Source organism: Candidatus Endomicrobiellum trichonymphae (assembly GCF_002355835.1).
GTDB lineage: Bacteria > Elusimicrobiota > Endomicrobiia > Endomicrobiales > Endomicrobiaceae > Endomicrobiellum > Endomicrobiellum trichonymphae.
On the sequence record NZ_AP017459.1, the window covers coordinates 722,462 to 742,298 of the forward strand.

The following is a 19,837-nucleotide window of genomic DNA, read 5'->3' on the forward strand; positions in this document are numbered from 1 at the left end:
AATAAAAACTCAAGGGTATGTCAATAAACTTTTTTTTCTCAAAAAGTCAAAAATTTTAAGAATAATTTATTTTTTATCAGTTAACGCTTAGAAGATTTGCAGGATTTCATATTTTTTAGTTCAAGCATTCTGTCCCTTAAGGCTGCAGCTGATTCAAAATCAAGATTGTCAGCAGATTCTCTCATCTGTAATTCAACTTCTTTTATTATGTTGCCAATATTTTTAGGAGTGATATTATAATTAAGCTGTTCTTCGGCAACAATATGATTCATAGATTCTTCTCTTGATAAATTTCTAAACTCGTCAAGTTCGTGAACGGCTTTGATTATTGACTTGGGTTTAATATTGTTTTTTTTATTATGTTCAAGCTGTTTATCGCGCCTGCGGTTCATTTCTCTTAAAGCTCTCTGCATCGAACCGGTCACAGTATCCGCATAGAAAATGACTCGCCCGTCAATATTTCTCGCAGCTCTTCCGCAAATCTGGATAAGCGTAGGTTCAGAACGCAAAAAGCCCTCTTTATCAGCATCTAAAACAACTACCAAAGATACTTCAGGCAAATCTAATCCTTCTCTCAAAAGATTTATTCCCACTAAAACGTCAAATTTACCAAGACGCAGATTTTTAAGTATTTCTATTCTTGTTAAAGTATCTATTTCAGAATGCAAATATTCAACTTTAATCCCTTTTTCTTTCAAATAAGCCGCCAAATCTTCGGACATTTTTTTTGTAAGCGTAGTAACTAAGGTTCTCTGTTTTTTCTCAACATTTTTCCGTATTTCCTGCATTAAATCCTGTATCTGCCCGCTTATAGGACGGATGACAATTTCTGGATCTACAAGTCCAGTAGGGCGAATAATCAAATCCACTATATATTTTTTGCTTCTATTAAGCTCGTATGTTCCCGGAGTTGCCGAGACCATCATAAATTTTCTTATAACTTTTTCAAATTCCTGAAACTTCAAAGGTCTGTTATCTAAAGCAGAAGGCAGTCTGAAACCAAAATCTACAAGAGTTTGTTTTCTGCTCCTGTCGCCTTCATACATTCCTCTTATCTGCGGAAGAGAAATATGCGATTCGTCAGTTATTATTAAAAAATCATCATTTTCCTGCACGAAATAATCTATAAGAGTAGTCGGTTTAGCTCCCGACAGACCGCCTGAAAGATGTCTTGAATAGTTTTCAATCCCATTGCACGATCCGGTTTCTTTTAACATTTCAATATCGTATTTCGTTCTCTGTTCAAGACGCTGTGCTTCAAGAAATTTATTTTGAGACTTTAATACCTCAAGCCGCGTATTCAATTCTATCTGTATGGTTTTTAAAGCTTTATCAACCTTATACTTATCAGTGACAAAAAGTTTTGCAGGATAAATATAGGCTTTATCTTTTTTACTAATTACTTCACCAGTTACCGGATTAAATTCTTTTATCCTTTCAACCGTATCGCCGCAAAACTCAATTTTTACGGCAGTTTCAAGGTAAGCGGGAAAAATTTCAACAGTATCGCCTTTTACCCTGAACTTCCCCCTTTTAAATTCAACTTCATTTCTCTCATAACGGCTTGCAATAAGTTCTGTTAAAAGCAGACTTATTGTTTTTTCTTTTCCAGCAATTATTTCAACGCACATATTTTGATAATCTTTAGGAGATCCCAGATTATATATACACGAAACAGAAGCGACTACAATAACATCTTTTCTCTCAAGAATAGAAGTAGTCGCTTTTAAACGCAATCTGTCTATATGGTCATTTATTGACGCATCTTTTTCTATGTATGTGTCGCTTGAAGGAATATAGGCTTCAGGCTGGTAATAGTCGTAATAAGATATAAAATATTCTACGGAATTATTTGGAAAAAAAGCCTTAAATTCAGCATAAGTCTGCGCTGCTAAAATTTTGTTCGGCGATATTATAAGCGTAGGTTTCTGAAGTTTTTCAATAACGCTTGCCATAACAAATGTTTTTCCCGAACCTGTAACGCCAAGCAAAATCTGCGAGTTTTTATTATTTAAATAATTATGATACAGCTTATCGATAGCCTGCGGCTGGTCACCGGACGGTTTGAATTTTGAAATCAGTTTAAATTCATTTTTCATAATTGTTCTTTATAACCACCCCAAACAAACTTCTACCTCATTTCTTTTCCCCCACGTCAGAGGAAGAGAATACAGTTAATTTTCCATTTCATCAGTTTAGCATCAATATAGTATTCCAAACAGTTCATACATCCATCAATATCTAATTCATTGTTATTTTTTAGAAGGAATAATAACCTTATAATTTAATTTTTTTATAAAAGTAAAATCTGTCTGATCAATTCGTAGCGGAGTAACAGAAATATAGCCTTTATCCACAGTATCTATGTCTGTCCCCTTGTTTTTTCCGCCAGATATATATTTACCCGATAGTCTGTAAGAAAAATTTCCTCTTTCATCAACGACAGTTTCGACGCTCTCGTCATAAATGCGCAGTCCCAAAGGAGCGACTTTTATACCTTTATAATTTTGAGGAATATTTATATTTAAACAAATATTCTTGAAAAATTTTTTTCTTTTCAATACCTTTTCGGCAATCTCTCTTGTTGCAATAGCCGAATGTTCATATTCCGTAGCACACACTTCTGCCGCAGAAACGGCAAGAGACGGAACTCCTCTTAACGCCCCCTCTCTTGCAGCACCGACAGTTCCTGAATAAATAACATCTTGCCCAAGATTAGGACACGTATTTATGCCGGACACCACTAAATCCGTTTTATTTTTAAAAAAATGATACAAACCGTATTTCACACAATCTGCAGGAGTACCGCCTTTTATCACATAAAAATCTTTTTCTATTTTTTCGACTTTTTTATATTTTGCAAGCGTTATACCGTGCCCTGTGCCTGACATTTGAGTTTTTGGAACAATCACATAAACTTTTCCTATCTTGGAAAGCTCTTTCATCAGAGGACGAAGTCCGGGAGCTTTTACGCCATCATCGTTTGAAATCAAGATTTCATGCATTTTATTATTTCCTCAAATACTAATTTACGCGGAAATTTGATTATACTTTCAGCCGTATTACTTTTTATATTTTCCTTAAGCGCATATATGGCATTGCTTAAGCTTTCTTTCGCAAGATTTTTTTCTTCAATTATTATGACTTTACCATCTTTTTCTATTTCTTTTGCATTCCAATACTGATGATTATCAGCAGCATAAAGATACGGCACTAAAACCGCAGGTTTATCCAAAGCTTTAAGCTCAAACACGCTACCAGCGCCTGAACGACATACTACAACATCGCTTGCAGCGTAGGCAGCACCGATATCATGCATATACTCAAAAACTCTGTAATCCGGATTATCTCCGATTTTTTCTTGAATTTTAATATAATTCCCAGAACCTGTAATATGCAAAACCTGAATTCTATTTTTAAAAGACAATTTTAAAAGAGTCTCGCAGGCGACTTCATTAAGCTTAACCGCACCGAGGCTTCCTCCAAAAACTAAAACCGTAAAAATTCCATTTTCAAATTTAAGTTCCCGTAATATTTTTTCTTTTGATACCGACAAAATATTTTTCCTAACGGGATAGTTTGAGAGAATAGTATTTTTTTTTTTAAAATATTTTTCTGAAGATTGAAAACTTATAAACGTCTTATCGGTTATTTTATTTAAAAGTATATTTGCTTTGCCCGGAATAGCGTTCTGCTCATGTATAAAAGTTTTTTTATGCAGTATTTTTGCCGCAAAAAGAACAGGAACTGCAATATATCCCCCAGTACCTATTACCGCTAAAGGATCCAGCTTTACAATCTTTATTAACGCTTTAAAAAAACTAAACTTCATTTTAACTAAAAACGTTATAAACAAAAATGAAATTCCCCCCGGCATTCCCGAAACGTTAAATTCAATATATTCAAATCCGCTGTTTTTTAAAATCTTTATGGAAGCGGTATTATTACTTATAAAAAAAATGGGATTATACCCTTTATTCTTAAATTCTTCCGCTAAAGCTATGCCTGGATAGATATGCCCTCCCGTTCCGCTTGAAGCAATAATTATATTTCTATTCCCCATTTCCACTCCACAGTTCTTAACTATTTAAAGACAGCTGCTGAATTAAATTTAGAGAGAATATTGTCACTTCACGTTCTGCTCTGTTTTTTATTGTATTGTGATAAATTTATCAATATTCCTGAAGTTGCCATAGTTATAATAAGCGCCGTTCCTCCAAAAGATATAAACGGAAGCGCCAGTCCTTTTGCCGGAAACACTCCCGTAGCAACGGAAATATTTATAATAGCCTGAAAAACTATCAGGAACGTTATTCCTAAACACAGATACTGCGAAAAAACATCAGGCATATTCTTACTCATTTTTATGCCTTTGAAGAACAAGTACATAAAAAATGCAATAACCGAGACTGCTCCAAGAAATCCGAGTTCTTCTCCTATAATAGGAAAAATAAAATCAGTGTGCGCTTCAGGAAGATACATAAGCTTCATCTCACTTTTACCGAGACCTTTACCCCAAAAACCGCCTGAACCCAGAGCATTTAAAGACTGTTTTACCTGATAAGAAGATACATCAATATTTACAAAAGAAGCAAGATAATCTTTAACCCTTGTAATTCTGTAAGGTTTTCTCATAATTTCTTCAACCATCAAAAGAATTAACGCTAAACCTCCGGCAAATATAACATTCATTTTCATTCCCGCACAAAACAGCATTGCAAAACATACTACAGCTACTAAAATAGGCGTGCCTAAATCAGGTTCTACAACAATTGGAAAAAGCATAAGCAAAATAATAAATCCCGGCGCTATTAAACCTTTCCATTTCTCAACTAACTTTTTTTTTCTCGATATAAAGTCAGCTATAGCTATAACTACTGCAATCTTTGCTAATTCTGAAGGCTGCAGAGTAAAGGGACCTACCTGTAACCATCTTTTTGCTCCCAACCGAAGAACTCCCACAAATAAAACCGCAATGACCAAAACCAACGCAAACAAATAAATCCATTTTGCATATCTTTTGTAAAATTTATAATTAATTAAAAAACTTGTCACAAACATTGCCGCAAAACCAAATATAACCCACAGAATTTGCCTCAAAAAAAACTTGTAAGGACTTGTCCATTTTACGTCAGCCATAACAGCGCTTGACGAAAATACCATAAATGCTCCAAAAACAGTGCATATACATACTGCCGCTATAAGAGTAAAATCATATTTTTCAAAATTAATCTTAAACAAACATTGTCTCCTCTATATGTTTTTCAAAATACAGGGTTAACTAACACATTCCTTATCATATTAATTAACATAACAATTTTTGATACCTTAAACTTTATACTTTTCCTAAAGCTAACACTATTCAGTGAAATATTGTTTATCTAATTTGATGTCTGTTCTCAAAGTTAAGTTACTGCTTGTTGTTTATCCGCTTTTACAAAAGAATCATAACAGTTTAAATTAAATATAATATCAAGCATATCCGTCTAACAACGCATTATTGCCGCATATTATTTGCTCGTTTAAACACCCCTGTCGACTCCAAAATAAATTGTCGTTGATGGCAATAGTAATATTGTTTGGGCGGTATTTGAATTTATATATTCATTATAATAGATATGAAAAACTGTCAATAATTATTTGAGCGCTGCGACGGTAAAAACACTGATAAAAATAAGGCTTTTCTATAACAATCTTTTTCTTCAGAGCCTATGCCTTATTTAATATTCAAATCTCAAATTCATAGATTATCCGTATTTTATTATCTAAGCATTTTTTTTATGAAAAACCTAATTTTATCAAAAAGCAACTGCCGTCAATTGGCGGTTTTAAAATCCATGAGATTAATATTACAAATGCGCAAATTCAAGCAACTTGCGGGTAAAAGGAATTATTCTTGTAGTTGTGGTTATTCCTCTATTTTTTTATTTAATTTTTGGCTTATTGTCATGCAACAATATCTTAATTTAGGTGGTAAATCAGCTGTAGAGGCTTACGAAATTTTGCCTTCCTTGTGAAGATAAAGCCCCCCCAAAAAAAATTGTGCCGATTTGAGGGCTTCTTTGATGTGTGTGATTAATTATACTGTGTTCTGCTGTGGCATTTTTGTTATCTATGCAGGAATAGTTGTAATCCTTTGGGCAGTGGTACCGTTTTCCATCATACATAAATATTTCCCCGCCTTTTGCAGTGCGTCCTATTGTTTCATATCCGTGCTTTCTTTGTTCTGCGCTAATAATCTCGCTATCCCTTTTTATTTTCCAAACAGTGTATACTATCATAAGCGAACAGTATCCCAAAACTACACAGCATTCTATAACCTTCTCTTTACAAAAAAAATGCCCAATCGGAGTTAAAACACGTCTATATATTGGCTTTAATACGTATTCTTGCATAGGTCTTACTATGTACTTAACTCCATCGCTGAAAGAAAGTCCTGCTGTTAACTGTCTGCCGTCTAGTGAGGTGGCTTCTGATGGTGGAGCTGCTTTAGTCGGCGCTACAAATAAGCATAAAGATAACAACATTGCAATTACTTTTATCATAATATTTTTTAGTTCTATCCTTTAATCTTTTTATCTTTTGTCTTTATGCTTGTTGGGTCTATTTGTACAAACTGTAAACTGGACTTGTAGATATCAAATAATTCCAGTAGTTCCTTTTTAGCCTCACAAGGTTTGCAAAGTGTCATGATTATAGATATAGCAGTCTCTTCAAAGGATGCATCTTTAAAAGCATCTACATCTCTTGACTGTTTACGGTCTTGTAGGTACCAAATGCGTACCCGATTGCGGCACCTCTCAACATATCATTCTTGCTACGACCGCATCCTGCACACACCATCAACACCATTACTCCATTTTTTTTAACCATTTCAGTCTCCTACTTTTGAGGCGAATGCCTCTTTATTCCCCAATTTTTAAATTTACGCCCGGGCAGGAAAAATTGGAGATTAAACCTGCCCGCTGTTTTTGTTATTTTTAAAGCTCTTCCTCTTTGCAGTGAATTATATACGTGTATTGCTGTCGGTGATAATTTTTGTCCCATTATAGCCACATAATCCCCGTCTTTTGGTTCATATTTATAATCGGGGTCTTTATACATATCGCAATGTTTCACCGCTCCATCATGGTTGTTATATTAGTGAGAATTTTTTACAATTCCTGTTCGTAAAGCAATCATTTATACTATGAAAAATTTAGCTCTTTCTTCAAGAAATTTTTGAAGAACTATTTGCAAATAATTTAAATTTTTAATGCTATCTTCTTTTATCAATAATGGGAAATTAGAGTGTGTTCATACAAAGACTATTACAGGTTAGAGGTAGAAGCTACTCATTGCATTAAGAGACAAAAGAAAAATAAGCTTATAATGTCAAAAACAAACTAAGCTCTATTTTAATCTGTTGAAATTATCATGCTCTTGACAGTTTGAAACACTCTGATAGAGGAGTTGAATCTATATATAAATTTTACTATTTTGTAGGCGATTTGTAAATTATTATCATTCACATTTTAGGATTATTCAAAAACGACAGAAACAAAAGAAGAAGTCAGCAGAGTTTTTAATGCAAAAACTTCTGAATTAAACTAGCATTTTTTATTTTTTAGAATATAACTTATAACATTTTTTTTAAAACTATAAAATATTTTTAAACCATTCTCTACATTAAATTGCCGTATATCTAAAACAATTTGACTTCTTTGAACATCATAGCTATTAATTTTAAAACTTCCCGTATGATGACTTATAATCATCGTATTTTTGTCAAGTTTTACAAATAAATCCTTTTTAATATTCAAATTTTTCATGTTTACTATTAAGTCATTTCCATTGATTTTATAATCTAAAGAAATATTAATTTTAAATATTGGAATAAAAAAAATAACAATAAAAATTATAGAAGCTATTATAATAAAATTATTTATAAAAAATATTTGTTTTTGAATCATTTATCTCTCGACAACAATTTACACCTGAATTTTTTTATCAAACAAATTAGCAATACTTACTCTATGGGAAACAGCAATAATAATTTTGTCTTTATAAAAATTAATTAAATTCTTATAAATTTCTATTTCCATATTTTCATGAATAGAATTTCCGAACTCATCTAATAATAAAACTTCAGGATTTTTCATTAGACATCTTGCTAAAGTTATCCTTTGTTTTTCTCCTCCCGAAACAAATACGCCTTTATTCCCTACAACTCTTTTATCATCTAAATTATCAAGTTTACATATTTTTAAAATTTCTAAATATTTTTGATTTACTATTAAATTATTATGATCTAAATTTAATAAAATATTTTCTTTAATAGTTGTATTAAATAAAAAAGAATCTTGCGTGAAATAAGATATTTTAGATCGAAAATTTTTAATGTCTATACCATATAAGTCTTCACCATTTATTAGAATGTTGCCAGCAGATATATTATCAAAAAGTACTATTAAATTTAAAATTGTCGTCTTACCAACTCCGGTATTTCCAATTAAAACAGTTTTATCTTTTGAATTAATTTTTAAATTCAGATTTTTTAATATAACTCTACTGTTTTTTTCTACTGAAACATTTTGAAAAACTATACTGTTAATTTTTTTAACATCATTATTAACATCATTATTTTCATACTTTCTAAGCAATATTCTTTTAATTCTTTTCCAAGGCACATCGGAATTCTTAATAGAAAAATAAAGACTCCAAAAATCATTAATAACATAAAAAAGATTATCCGATATGCTATAAATAAAAATTGCTTGCCCTAAAGTAATTACTTTCTGCTGAACTTGACAACCCAAAAATCCGAGCAAAATTCCAATAATAATATGTTGTAACGACACACCAAATTGTCCGGATGTAAATCCCCAAAAAATTCTTTTTACATTTATCAAAACTAAATCTTCGACTTTAGAATCAATCTCGTCCGTTTCTTTTTTATATAAATCAAATAATTTTATTTCTCTAATCGAATCTATCACATCTGATAATTTTGAAGAATATAAAGCAAACTTTTCCTGATATTTAGATGTAAAACATCGATTCTTTCTATTAAAAAAAGAAAAAAACAAAGATGGCAAAACAGCACTTAAAATAAGCAACAAAATAATTAGAAAATTAAATTGTAAAAAAATCGGCAACAAACATGCTAAAAAGAATATTGAACTGATACTCTTTGCTATCGGGGCTACAAATAAATCATTTATAAGTTCTGTATCATTTATAACTCTCTGGGATAAATATGGACCTTTATTTAGATTACTGTTGACGTTGTATCTAGAATTTAAGAATTTTGTTAAAATAATCTTTCTGAAGTCAAATAAAACTTTATTTTCTAACAAATATAAAGTAAGTGTTTTAAATAAAACAGAAAATGAGCTGAAAACTAACACGGAAATGTATAAAGTCACAAAAATCAAAACAAAATTATTGCTAATATCAACTGTATCAATGAAAACCACTAAGAAAAAAGTAGTAATTATATTGATGAATTTCAATAAAAAATCAATTCCTAAATATTGAAAAACTTCTGTTTTATAATTCCTAAAAAGATTAAATACAATATTAATCTTTTCCATTCTTCTTGAGACTCTTATAATATAATCTCAATCCTTTTTCATATTCATATTTCCACTCACTACAACCTAATTCTAAAAAATTCCCTATATTGGTTTCTTTTTTAAATCTCCTTACCATATTGCATCCACCCTTACATATAGGCAATAATTTACAGTGATAACACTCTAATTTTTCAAAATCAAAATCTTTTTTTATCCAGTCTGTATACTTATAAGTTAAGTTTATACTTTTATCTCTTATATTTCCGATAGATTCAGATCTATTAAATACATTTTCAAAACACTTAAAAATATCACCGTTTGCGTCTATAACAAACACATTGTTTTTATAAGCCCCGCATTCTTTATACAATTCCGGGTAAGGAGTAAAATTTATGATATTTTTATTAAACAACTCCTCATAAATATCAAAATATATATTAGAATATTCTCTGGAATCAAAAATATCATTTAAAATAGCATAATCCAGTTGCGAATTTAAGTAAGGGATATGCAATGGACCTAAAGCAAAGTTTACTTTATTAAAAAATAAATTATCATTTTTCAATTTTTCAACGAAACTAACAATTTGATTAAAATTTTTCTTTGACAACGCAATTCTTAAAACAATTGATATTAATTCTGCCGTATTTTTTACATTTTCATAAGTATTATTAAAATTTGATTTATTTGTATTCTTAATAGGTCTGTTTAGTGAATCCAAAATTTCTGTTGGCTCTATAGAAACTTGTATATTACTAACTCCTACTTTCTGTAAAATTTTTACAGTTTCTTTATTCAATAAAACAGCATTGGTTATAATATTGGACTTATAGTGAATATCGTTTTTACAACAAAAATTAATAATTTCTTCTGATAATTTTATTATATTATCAAGATCAATTAATGGCTCTCCGCCAGACCACGTTATAAATAAATTTTTAATTTTATGATCTTCATAGTATCGTTTTATAAAATTGATAATATTTTTATAATTTCTTGCTGACAATTTATAAATGTTATCTTTATTTACATAACAAAAAATACAATTCAAATTACATTCATTTGTAATTGCTACTGTTAAATTTAAACTGTCGAAAAAATATTTATTTCTTTCAAAATTAATTATAACTTCATTTTTTTCATCTTGATTGTAATTTACAAAAAAACCTAATTCATAGAGCTTTTTAAAATCCTAATCAATCCTTAAATTCATATCGTCTTTGTTGACTTTTATTACATAGTTAAAATAAATATTTTTTTCTAGTTTTACTAAATTGTTGTTTCTACTATTGTAAAGTAGCAAGCTATCTTCATTTAAATTAACAACAAAATTATACTGAGAAATTTTCATTTCCTGCATATTTTAGTTTTATCAACAAATAAATTCCACCTCATGATTAATGTTCCATGCATGAAACATTAATCATGTAGTAGGAGCACTTTAATTTATAAACCAACTCTTATTACTGGTGGCGGTGCTGGCTGTGCTGCCGGTGGCTGCCAACGCGACTGTTGTATTTCCTTCTGCTGCTCTACTAGAGAAGCACAATATCCCTCATAACCAGCACAAGCGCAGGCAGCTAGAATTAATTTATATTTCTAACTGTCTAATTTTACAACTTTTAAAACTTTATACATATTCTACTAATCCGTAGAATTTTATATTTTTGACTTATACTATTACATTGTATAACAATCATTTATAAAAATATCAAGCAGTTGTAAAATCTCTTAATATATTGAACTTTTTGAAATCAAAAATAGCATTGCTATGCTATTTTGCACATCTATCAATTATCAATAGCAACAAGTCTCTTGTCAAATTTAAAACTGCGATTAATTATTACTTCATACTTAACACTTTGAAATCACTTCCTTTGATGACTTTATCCAACAATACTAGTTTTACTCGTCATAGTCAATATAACTAAGATTCCCAAAGGAATATGCCTGCTTCTCTATTTTACCAGGTTCTACAAAACCTAACCCTTTTTAGAGATACATATTCAAGTAAATACCTATATTACCATAAAATATTTATGTAAGTTTTTGTTAAGTTCAAAATCTAAAAAACCTATATTTCTAAGAAAATCAATGTTGAAGTTTAAATGTTTTGAAAAATCCTATTCTCCAGTATTGTGATTTGAAGATATAAGTACTTTTAAGATTATTCTTCTTTGTCAAATTGCCTACTTGGTACTCTAAAACTTTATAGTTGGGCATTTCAAAAATGTTCTAGTTCGCCCTGAAGAGGAGTTGAACCTCCAATCTTATCCTTAGGACGGATCTGCTCTATCCAATTGAGCTATCAGGGCATAATTATAAACTTAGGACAAACAACCTCACGGTCCCGAACCGAGCGCTCTAGCCAACTGAGCCACGCCCCGACTGATTTTAAAGCATTGGCTAATCAAACTATTTTATTTTTAAAACTTTATTATTTTTGTCAACAAAAACAATCCTCGGGTTAATAGGTTTATCCGAAAGCTTAAACCCCATTATTATTATTTCTTCGCCTGTTTTTATAAGATGAGCTGCCGCTCCATTCATACAAATTACTCCGGAGCCGCCAGGGATTACGTAAGTTTCCAAACGCGCCCCCGTTGTATTTGAAACAACAAGAACTTTCTCCCCTATCCAAAAGCCCGCTTTATCACAAAGATCCATGTCTATTGTTATGCTGCCCTCATATTTCACATTAGCCTGCGTTACTGTAGCTCTAAATATTTTTGAATTTAAAACAAACTTCATTTATATACCTCCGCATAAGTCCGATTGTTATTACATCAATTTGTATCAATGCTTGTTAAGTGTAACAACCCTTTGAGGGAATGGAATTTCTATTTTTTCTTCATTTAATTTTTTATACAGATTTTTAAACACTTCGCTCTGAATAAAATTTCTTACATAGACATTTTTTACCCTGAAAATTAAAGTAAAATTTATCGAAGAATCCTCAAAACCTATAAAATGCACTATTGGAGTATAAGTTTTTACAGAGTCTTCGTATTTATATATTATCTCCTGAGCCGCAAGTATCGCAATTTTTTCTACGCATTCCAAATCACTGCCGTACGCCACTCCACAGTTTACCGAAGCACTAACTTCAGCTTTTCGGAACTGAAAACTTGTCAATATTGCAGATGATAATTTACTATTTGGCACTGAAATAACCGTATTAGAAATCGTCTTCATAAGAGTTATTCTCCAATTAACCTCAATTATCGTCCCTTCCTGCCCCGAATCAAGCTTAATATAATCGCCTCTTGCAATTTGTTTGCTTAAAAGAATATTTATCCCTGCAAAAAAATTGACGAGAGTATCCTGAAGCGCAAGAGCTACCGCCAACGAGCCTATACCCAATGCCGTTAAAATAGGCGTCAATTTAATGCCAGCCTGATTTAATATTAATATCAAACCGACAAATATCACGCTAAATTTTATTACATTTACTCCGATTTTTTCAGGAATAGATTTACGAAAAACTTTGGAAAGAACTGATGCTACAAAAACAACTATGGAAAAAGCAAATACTCCATAAAACAATTTATGAATAACCACCATATTATTTACAGGCGCTATTAAAAAAGCCGCGTACAAAGCTATAAGAAAGAACCAAAAAGAAATGTAACTACTTGATATTGCAAATGCTTCTCCAAGTAAAACAAGCCTGTCTCTCACAAAAATATTTTGAATAAACTTTATGAAATATTTTTTAAACAAAAATCCGACAGAAAATATTAACACAAACAAAATTATGCTTTTTAACCATAACATAAAATTTGACGGTATCATTTTTTATTTTTGGGGTTTTCAGATTCTTCCTGACATTGAATACAGTACTTTGCCCACGGAATTACTTTCAATCTTTCCAACAGAATATTATTGCTACAACCCTCGCATTTGCCATAAGCGTTTTTTTCTATTTTTACAAGAGCATCATTTATAGCATCTAAGGTCATTTTATCGCTTGCAACAAGTTCAAAATACATTTCTTTTTCGCTGTTCTGGCTTGCAGTATCTATTTCATCTCCGACACTAGTATTTGAATCATCATATATTCCTCTTTGAGCTTTGCTCATTTTGTTTAAAAAATCCATTTTCTTTTGTATTAAGATTTTTTTTAAACTCGCTAAATCCTTTTTATTCATTATTTTCTCCATTAATTTGTAAAAACTTTCACTGTCCTTAACATTCCGGTTTCCTGCCCGCTTACTCTTATATCTTTAGAAGACATATCAATAAGATAATCGCATATTTCTTTTGTAATTCTCTCGCCGGGAATTACAACCGGAATACCGGGAGGATAAGGCGTAAGAGTCTGTGCGGCAACGTGTCCCGCGGCTTTTTTCAAACTCACTTTTTTTGTGCTGTTTGAAAGAAATACTTCTCTGGGTCTCATAACCATTTCTGTCGCAAGAGATGGAATCTTAAGTATCCAGTTTTTTTGTTTGCCGCGATATTTTTCGCTTATATTTTCAAGAGCATTTACAAAAACTTCTACATCCGATTTTTCTGAACCTTCACTCATAATTGCAACTAAATTAAATAAATCGGCATAGTCAAGCTGTACATTATATTCTTTTGCAAGAATACTTTCAATCTCATAGCCGGAAAGTCCAGTTTTTGTAACGTTTACCGTAAGTTTTGTAACATCCAAATCAAATCCCAATTTCTGCACTTCCTGACGCGTAAAACATTTCATTGAATTAATATTGTCATTTATATATGCGCGTCCCCATTCTGCGGCTTTTATAACTCTGTTAAAATTTTCTTCACCGCGCAGAAATGCCTGTCTTCTTGCCAAATCAAGAGTTGCAAGAATTAAATAATTGGGACTTGTAGTCTGAAGCATAGAAACTACTCTCTTTACTCTGTTAAAATCAACAAGTTTTGAATTAAAGTGCAATACTGATCCTTGAGACATAGCGGACAAAATTTTATGCGTTGATTGAACGCATAAATCAGCTCCCGCGCTAACCGCAGATTCAGGCAACTGGTCATTAAACAGCAAATGCACGCCATGCGCTTCATCAACTAAAACTGTTTTTCCTCTTCTATGGCATAAGTCAACAACTCTGCTTAATTCCGTAACTATGCCATTATAAGTAGGACTTGTGATAAATACGGCTTTAGCTTCTGGATATCTGTCCAAAGCATCCTTTACCTGATTATAAGTTGAATTAAAAATTAAATCTAAATTCTGATCGATTTTAGGCTGAATCCAAATAGGCCATACACCGGACATAATGATTCCCGCCATAATTGACTTGTGCGAGCTTCTTGAAACTATTACAGAGTCGCCGGAATCGCATGCCGCAAGAAACATAGCTATATTCCCAACAGAACTGCCGTTAACCAAAAAGAAAGAATGTTCAACTCCGTACGCCTGAGCCATAAGCTCCTGAGCTTTCTTTATCGATCCTACCGGATCATGCAAAGAGTCTACTTCGTCAAAAACAGTTACATCAAATTTATATACTTCTTCGCCAGTATAATCTTTTAATTCTCTATCTATGCCCTTTCCGTTTTTGTGGCCAGGACAGTGGAAAGAAACAACATCTCTCTTTGCATGCGCCAAAAGAGTGTCAAACAGAGGGGCTTTAGATTGTTTGGCTAAAAGCAATTTAGATATTTTTTTCATTATTTTGCTAACCCCTGAAAAAATGCCCGGCAGAAGACTTGAACTTCCGACCCCTTCCATGTCAAGGAAGTACTCTAACCAACTGAGCTAACCGGGCAGTATCCCAATATGTTAAGATTAGGTGCGGGCCGGAATTGAACCGGCGAATAACAGTTTTGCAGACTGCTCCCTTACCACTTGGGTACCGCACCATTGAAATGATTGGGAAGTATATAAAAATAATGACACATAGTCAAATAATTCTGAACCGACAATGACGCCAATGACACCGAAATACAACATCCGCTTTCGTCTCTATTGACTCTTTTAATTCTTTTCTTTAACTTTATGAATTTACTGTAAAATACTTTTTTCGTAATGCTGGTTTTCGTTAGTACCCGAGCGACGGCTAAAGTCTCTAAAATATATTTTACCGTCAGCCTTCTCATCCCCCACTTTAAGTCTTTTCCGTCAAGCGGAGAATACGCTCCATTTTTAGCAACAAAAGAAATAAAAATGATAAAATGAAACGTATTATAAATGTCCCTGCAACTATAGTGCGCCGCCAATATCATAAGGTGGAAAGTATAAATTGAAAATAGTGAATTTTTCCGAAAGATTCTTGGATGATATAACTGAAATTGAAAAACAGTCTTTTGCAAATCCTTGGACCAAAGAAATGCTGCTAGATTCTGCAAAAAATACAGCTGTAAAGTTTAAGGTTTTAATTGAAAATAGAACGGTTGCAGGGTATTACATAATAAGCACAGTCGCGGATGAAACGGAACTACTTGACATAGCTGTCGATCCGAAGTTCAGAAGAGGGTATTTCGGGCAAGCGATGCTTGCAGATATTAAAAAAGAATCCACTAATAAACAGACCGGAGTTATTTTTCTAGAAGTACACCAAAGTAATAATGCGGCAATAAATTTATATAAATCTTTCGGGTTTAAAGAAATAGGCGTGAGAAAAAAATATTATAAAAATGAAGATGCTCTCGTGCTAAGGCTGATTAACCGTAAGAAATCCACATTATGAAAAGAAAAGCAGCCTCTTTCATTTTGAGTTTTATGTTTTTGCTGCAAGACGTCTATGCTGCACTCGGAAGAATCACATAAGCGTGGATGACTTACGCATTATCCCACGACTTAAAATAAGATAAAAATGCTAAAAAGAAACTAGATTTCGTGCAAGCAAAATTCTGCAAGAAGAATTATCCAGACAGATGCTTTTAAGAAGTGCAAGCAACTATACTAAAATGTTTTCATTTAAAACCAGCTATAAAATAAAATTAGAAGTCTTTAAGCAAAAATGTTTATATTCCTTTTTCTTATACAAAAGACGGCAACATTAAATTGGATTTCTCCGCCAAGCTCGCTCCCGGCAGAATGACAATTTCTATAAAAAACAGGCAAGTCAAAATTTTGCCGGCACTAAAGCGACAAGAAACGGAAAAATCTTACATACCACAAGGACAAAGCTGAACTTACTTTAAATATGAATATTGCATTAATAGAAAGACTTTCACAAAACAACATAAACATAGTGATTCTGAAAAAAAATGAAAATATATCTCAAAGCGCCGGCAAAAATCAATTTTTTCCTTGAAATTAAAAATAAAAGAGCCGATGGATACCATAACTTAGAAAGTATTATGCAAACCGTAAGTTTATATGACGAACTTTCTTTTGAGCTTACTAAAAATACGATCTCTCTTGAATGCAACGATAAATCTCTATATGCTTACAAAACAAATATTGTTTATAAAGCAGCAATGGCGGTTAAAAAGCATTACAATACTGATAAAGGCGTAAAAATATACTTAAAAAAAGAAATTCCTATAGGATCCGGTCTTGGCGGCGGTTCTTCTGATGCCGCTTCAACACTTAAAGCTTTAGCCAAACTGTGGAATATAAAAACGAAAAAAGATGAATTAGAACAAATTGCTACAAAGCTCGGCGCTGATGTTCCTTTTTTTCTGACAGGAGGAACAGCGCTATGCGAAGGAATAGGAGAAATTGTCACGCCCTTAAAAAGCGCCGGAAAATTAAATATAGTTCTTGTAAATCCGGGTTTTGACGTTCTTACAGCAGATATATATAAAAAAATCAAATTCCCGTTGACAAATCAAGCAAAAATTCATATAATAAAGAATCTTATTTTCAATAATTCTTTTAATAAAAAAGAAGCTTTTAAAAGCTGTTTTAACAGACTTGAAGAATTTATTTTTCCTAATTATCCTGAAATATTAGAAATTAAAAGAGTTTTAAACAAGTTGTGTTGCGCAAGTCTTATGTCCGGCTCCGGCGCAACAGTTTTTGGTATTTTAGATTCCGACGCTAAAACCGAAAAACTTAAATCCAGACTGAACAGATGCGGCTGGAAAATCTGGTTCGTTACTACAATTGATACCTCATTCCACAGCCTATTTCCCTCTACGCAATCACAGAGTTCCGGGATTGTGTAATGGTAGCACAAGGGATTTTGGATCCCTTTGTCTAGGTTCGAATCCTAGTCCCGGAGTTTAATGATATTTCCGCTTTTCTTCGAACACACATAAATAGTAAAACTATAAAGTAAACAAAAACGTAGCATTTTCCTACGCGAGTTCTAAAAATATATGAACAACAGAAAAAATTAAATAATAGTACTACTGAAAAATATTTAAATAAAGTTTTTTTTAAAAACTCAAGGGAAATGACAGAATTACACAATGATTCTGTAGATATGATATTAACTAGTCCACCATATTTCATAAAGACTATTCAAAAAATGGTTATCAAACAAAGCAAATAGGAATAAAGCATAAAGGACAAATTGGCGATATCAAAAAATATACTGATTATATAGATGAAATGCTTATTGTATGGCAAGAATGTGAAAGAGTATTAAAATCTAACGGTAAATTAATAATAAATACGCCACTTATGCCAATGTTAAAAGCCAGCCTAAATACGCATTACAATAGACATATATTTAATATAAACAACGATATAGAACATTCCATTTTAAATAATACTAATCTATTCTTATATGACCTGTTTATATGGAATAGAATATAATAATGTTAGAAAGCAATAAAATTTATAATTTAGATTGTTTTACTTTTTTTAATCAAGTTGAAAAAGAAAGCATTGACTTGGCAATTATGGACCCTCCTTATAATATGAAAAAGGCTAAGTGGGACACATTTAAAAGCCATCAAGATTTTTTATATTTTACTTTTAAATGGATTAATGCGTTAATTCCAACTTTAAAAGAAACTGGGAGTTTATATCAATACTCCTTTTAACTGTGCTTATATTTTACAATACTTGGTTGATAAGGGACTGATTTTTCAGAACTGGATAACTTGGGATAAGAGAGATGGATTAGGAACTTCAAAAACTAAATACAGCAATGGGCAAGAAAGCATATTATTTTTTACAAAAAACAAAAAACATATTTTTAATTACGACGAAATAAGAGTTCCTTATGAGTCAACAGAAAGAATTGAGCATGCAAGCAAAAAGGGTATATTTAAAAATGGTAAGCGGTGGTTCCCTAATGATAAAGGAAGATTATGCGACGAAGTCTGGCATATTGTAAGTGAAAGACACAGGACTTGAATTAATAGAAAGAATAATAAAAGCAAGCAGTAATGAAAAAAATTTAGTCTTAGACTGTTTTGTTGGAAGCGGAACGACCGCAGTTGCAAGTAAAAAATTAAACAGAAGCTTTATTTGTAGCGATTTTGACAGAAAGTGCGTGAATTTATCGCTTAAAAAACTAGAGAATATGTGTGAATAATTTTAATACTTTTTTGAAAAATTTTAACAATAAAGCGACTGACTATTTAATTAAAAGGCTAGAAAGTCCCAAATATAGAGGACATCACTTAGTATAGATATAATTTTGATGATATATCATCTATTTTAAGGACTTTAGATAAATATGTTCCGAATAAAACTCTATTAAAAATAAGAACAAAAGATTTATCAAAACAACCTACAAACTTGCCCGAATGGAAAGATTACGTTTCATTTTGCAATGAGTTAAAAAAGGGGACGCAAGATTCTATTAGGAAAATTTTATTTGTAGATTTAGAAAGAATGGGATTAATTTGCAGATATAATAAACAGAAATTTTATAATTTCTAAATTTGTCGATAAATTTTTAAATGGCTGCATAGAGAATCTATTAGAAGTTCTAATGGATCAGGATAATAAAATTAATTATATAAATACTTATGAATACATGTTTTTTATAACCGCAATTAATTTTGAGTCAGATTTTATTTTGACTAAAAGCGAAGCTGTTAGTCATATAAAGAAATATAGGGAATTAAGTGGAACTCAACAAAAAAGTATTACTGAATTTTTAAAAGAGAATATGATGCCCGATAAAAAAGACAAAAAGGGAAGAGCCAAAAAAGATTTTCATAATTGGAAAAATGAAACTGATAGTTTATTTAATAATTTTTTATCAGAAACTGTTTATTTTAATCTTGTTGGAACAAAGGAATGCAAAACAATTCGTTTAAGTGCAAAAAATGGCTTATTCAACGATGAACAAACAAAATTAGATAGAAGTTTGCAAGAAAGACAAAAATATATGAAAAACCATAATATTAAAAAGAAAGACGGATTTGAATTGCATCTATTATACCATTAGCAT

Annotated in this window: 18 protein-coding genes, 4 tRNA genes and 1 pseudogene; 6 read left to right on the forward strand and 17 right to left on the reverse strand. The window is 31.5% G+C overall.

What is annotated here, in order from left to right; translation table 11 throughout:
- Positions 1-80: 80 nt before the first annotated feature.
- The 17 genes from uvrB to RSTT_RS03695 all read right to left on the reverse strand — a co-directional run bounded on the left by uvrB (position 81) and on the right by RSTT_RS03695 (position 15,392).
- Entirely contained in the window at positions 81-2,099 is a 2,019-nt protein-coding gene (gene uvrB / locus RSTT_RS03620; protein ID WP_096525699.1) for an excinuclease ABC subunit UvrB, read from the reverse strand.
- A gap of 153 nt (positions 2,100-2,252) precedes the next feature.
- Positions 2,253-3,005 carry a 5'/3'-nucleotidase SurE gene (surE, locus tag RSTT_RS03625; protein WP_015423394.1) on the reverse strand — a complete coding sequence of 251 codons (753 nt, stop codon included), beginning with the start codon at positions 3,003-3,005 and terminating at the stop codon, positions 2,253-2,255.
- Positions 2,990-4,063, reverse strand: a complete 1,074-nt coding sequence (locus RSTT_RS03630; protein ID WP_096525700.1) for a UDP-N-acetylglucosamine--N-acetylmuramyl-(pentapeptide) pyrophosphoryl-undecaprenol N-acetylglucosamine transferase — start codon at positions 4,061-4,063, stop codon at positions 2,990-2,992. Before RSTT_RS03630 ends, surE begins: the two co-directional genes overlap by 16 nt.
- Positions 4,064-4,131: 68 nt before the next feature.
- Entirely contained in the window at positions 4,132-5,241 is a 1,110-nt protein-coding gene (ftsW, locus tag RSTT_RS03635; RefSeq protein ID WP_096525701.1) for a putative lipid II flippase FtsW, read from the reverse strand.
- A 737-nt stretch (positions 5,242-5,978) separates the two neighbouring features.
- Positions 5,979-6,545, reverse strand: coding sequence for a hypothetical protein (locus tag RSTT_RS03640; protein WP_096525702.1), 567 nt, complete (start codon positions 6,543-6,545; stop codon positions 5,979-5,981).
- A 193-nt stretch (positions 6,546-6,738) separates the two neighbouring features.
- Positions 6,739-6,873, reverse strand: coding sequence for a hypothetical protein (locus tag RSTT_RS06805; RefSeq protein ID WP_269457754.1), 135 nt, complete (start codon positions 6,871-6,873; stop codon positions 6,739-6,741).
- Positions 6,874-6,882: 9 nt separating this feature from the next.
- Positions 6,883-7,104 carry a hypothetical protein gene (locus tag RSTT_RS03645; protein ID WP_096525703.1) on the reverse strand — a complete coding sequence of 74 codons (222 nt, stop codon included), beginning with the start codon at positions 7,102-7,104 and terminating at the stop codon, positions 6,883-6,885.
- Positions 7,105-7,589: 485 nt separating this feature from the next.
- On the reverse strand, positions 7,590-7,952 hold the full coding sequence (locus tag RSTT_RS03650; RefSeq protein ID WP_096525704.1) for a hypothetical protein: 363 nt from the start codon (positions 7,950-7,952) through the stop codon (positions 7,590-7,592).
- Positions 7,953-7,970: 18 nt separating this feature from the next.
- The gene (locus tag RSTT_RS03655; RefSeq protein ID WP_096525705.1) at positions 7,971-9,575 is read right to left on the reverse strand and encodes an ATP-binding cassette domain-containing protein; all 1,605 of its coding nucleotides are present in this window, start codon (positions 9,573-9,575) and stop codon (positions 7,971-7,973) included.
- Positions 9,562-10,683: a radical SAM/SPASM domain-containing protein gene (locus RSTT_RS03660; RefSeq protein WP_331712792.1), complete on the reverse strand. Its 1,122-nt coding sequence runs from the start codon at positions 10,681-10,683 to the stop codon at positions 9,562-9,564. The genes RSTT_RS03655 and RSTT_RS03660 overlap by 14 nt, the downstream gene beginning before the upstream one ends.
- A gap of 1,115 nt (positions 10,684-11,798) precedes the next feature.
- Positions 11,799-11,872: transfer RNA gene (locus RSTT_RS03665), tRNA-Arg, on the reverse strand.
- A 100-nt stretch (positions 11,873-11,972) separates the two neighbouring features.
- Entirely contained in the window at positions 11,973-12,308 is a 336-nt protein-coding gene (panD, locus tag RSTT_RS03670) for an aspartate 1-decarboxylase (protein WP_096525707.1), read from the reverse strand.
- A 45-nt stretch (positions 12,309-12,353) separates the two neighbouring features.
- Entirely contained in the window at positions 12,354-13,352 is a 999-nt protein-coding gene (locus tag RSTT_RS03675; RefSeq protein WP_095558835.1) for a mechanosensitive ion channel family protein, read from the reverse strand.
- Complete coding sequence (locus tag RSTT_RS03680) at positions 13,349-13,708, reverse strand: TraR/DksA family transcriptional regulator (RefSeq protein ID WP_015423519.1); 360 nt, start codon at positions 13,706-13,708, stop codon at positions 13,349-13,351. Before RSTT_RS03680 ends, RSTT_RS03675 begins: the two co-directional genes overlap by 4 nt.
- Positions 13,709-13,719: 11 nt before the next feature.
- On the reverse strand, positions 13,720-15,201 hold the full coding sequence (locus RSTT_RS03685; protein ID WP_096525708.1) for an aminotransferase class I/II-fold pyridoxal phosphate-dependent enzyme: 1,482 nt from the start codon (positions 15,199-15,201) through the stop codon (positions 13,720-13,722).
- Between the two features lie 23 nt (positions 15,202-15,224).
- A tRNA-Val gene (locus RSTT_RS03690) sits at positions 15,225-15,298 on the reverse strand.
- Positions 15,299-15,320: 22 nt separating this feature from the next.
- Positions 15,321-15,392: transfer RNA gene (locus RSTT_RS03695), tRNA-Cys, on the reverse strand.
- A 389-nt stretch (positions 15,393-15,781) separates the two neighbouring features.
- On the opposite strand from RSTT_RS03695, the gene rimI reads away from it, so the two are divergent.
- The 6 genes and pseudogenes from rimI (at position 15,782) to RSTT_RS03730 (ending at position 19,834) form a co-directional block, all read left to right on the forward strand.
- Complete coding sequence (gene rimI, locus RSTT_RS03705) at positions 15,782-16,219, forward strand: ribosomal protein S18-alanine N-acetyltransferase (RefSeq protein ID WP_231941975.1); 438 nt, start codon at positions 15,782-15,784, stop codon at positions 16,217-16,219.
- Positions 16,220-16,742: 523 nt separating this feature from the next.
- Complete coding sequence (gene ispE, locus RSTT_RS03710) at positions 16,743-17,648, forward strand: 4-(cytidine 5'-diphospho)-2-C-methyl-D-erythritol kinase (protein WP_015423522.1); 906 nt, start codon at positions 16,743-16,745, stop codon at positions 17,646-17,648.
- Positions 17,634-17,704 (forward strand) — tRNA-Gln (locus RSTT_RS03715). The genes ispE and RSTT_RS03715 overlap by 15 nt, the downstream gene beginning before the upstream one ends.
- Positions 17,705-18,245: 541 nt before the next feature.
- Positions 18,246-18,970 (forward strand): annotated as a pseudogene (locus RSTT_RS06975) (DNA-methyltransferase).
- A 113-nt stretch (positions 18,971-19,083) separates the two neighbouring features.
- Positions 19,084-19,320: a hypothetical protein gene (locus tag RSTT_RS07255; RefSeq protein WP_503487592.1), complete on the forward strand. Its 237-nt coding sequence runs from the start codon at positions 19,084-19,086 to the stop codon at positions 19,318-19,320.
- A 52-nt stretch (positions 19,321-19,372) separates the two neighbouring features.
- Positions 19,373-19,834, forward strand: a complete 462-nt coding sequence (locus RSTT_RS03730) for a hypothetical protein (protein ID WP_096525711.1) — start codon at positions 19,373-19,375, stop codon at positions 19,832-19,834.
- The last annotated feature ends 3 nt before the right edge of the window (positions 19,835-19,837 follow it).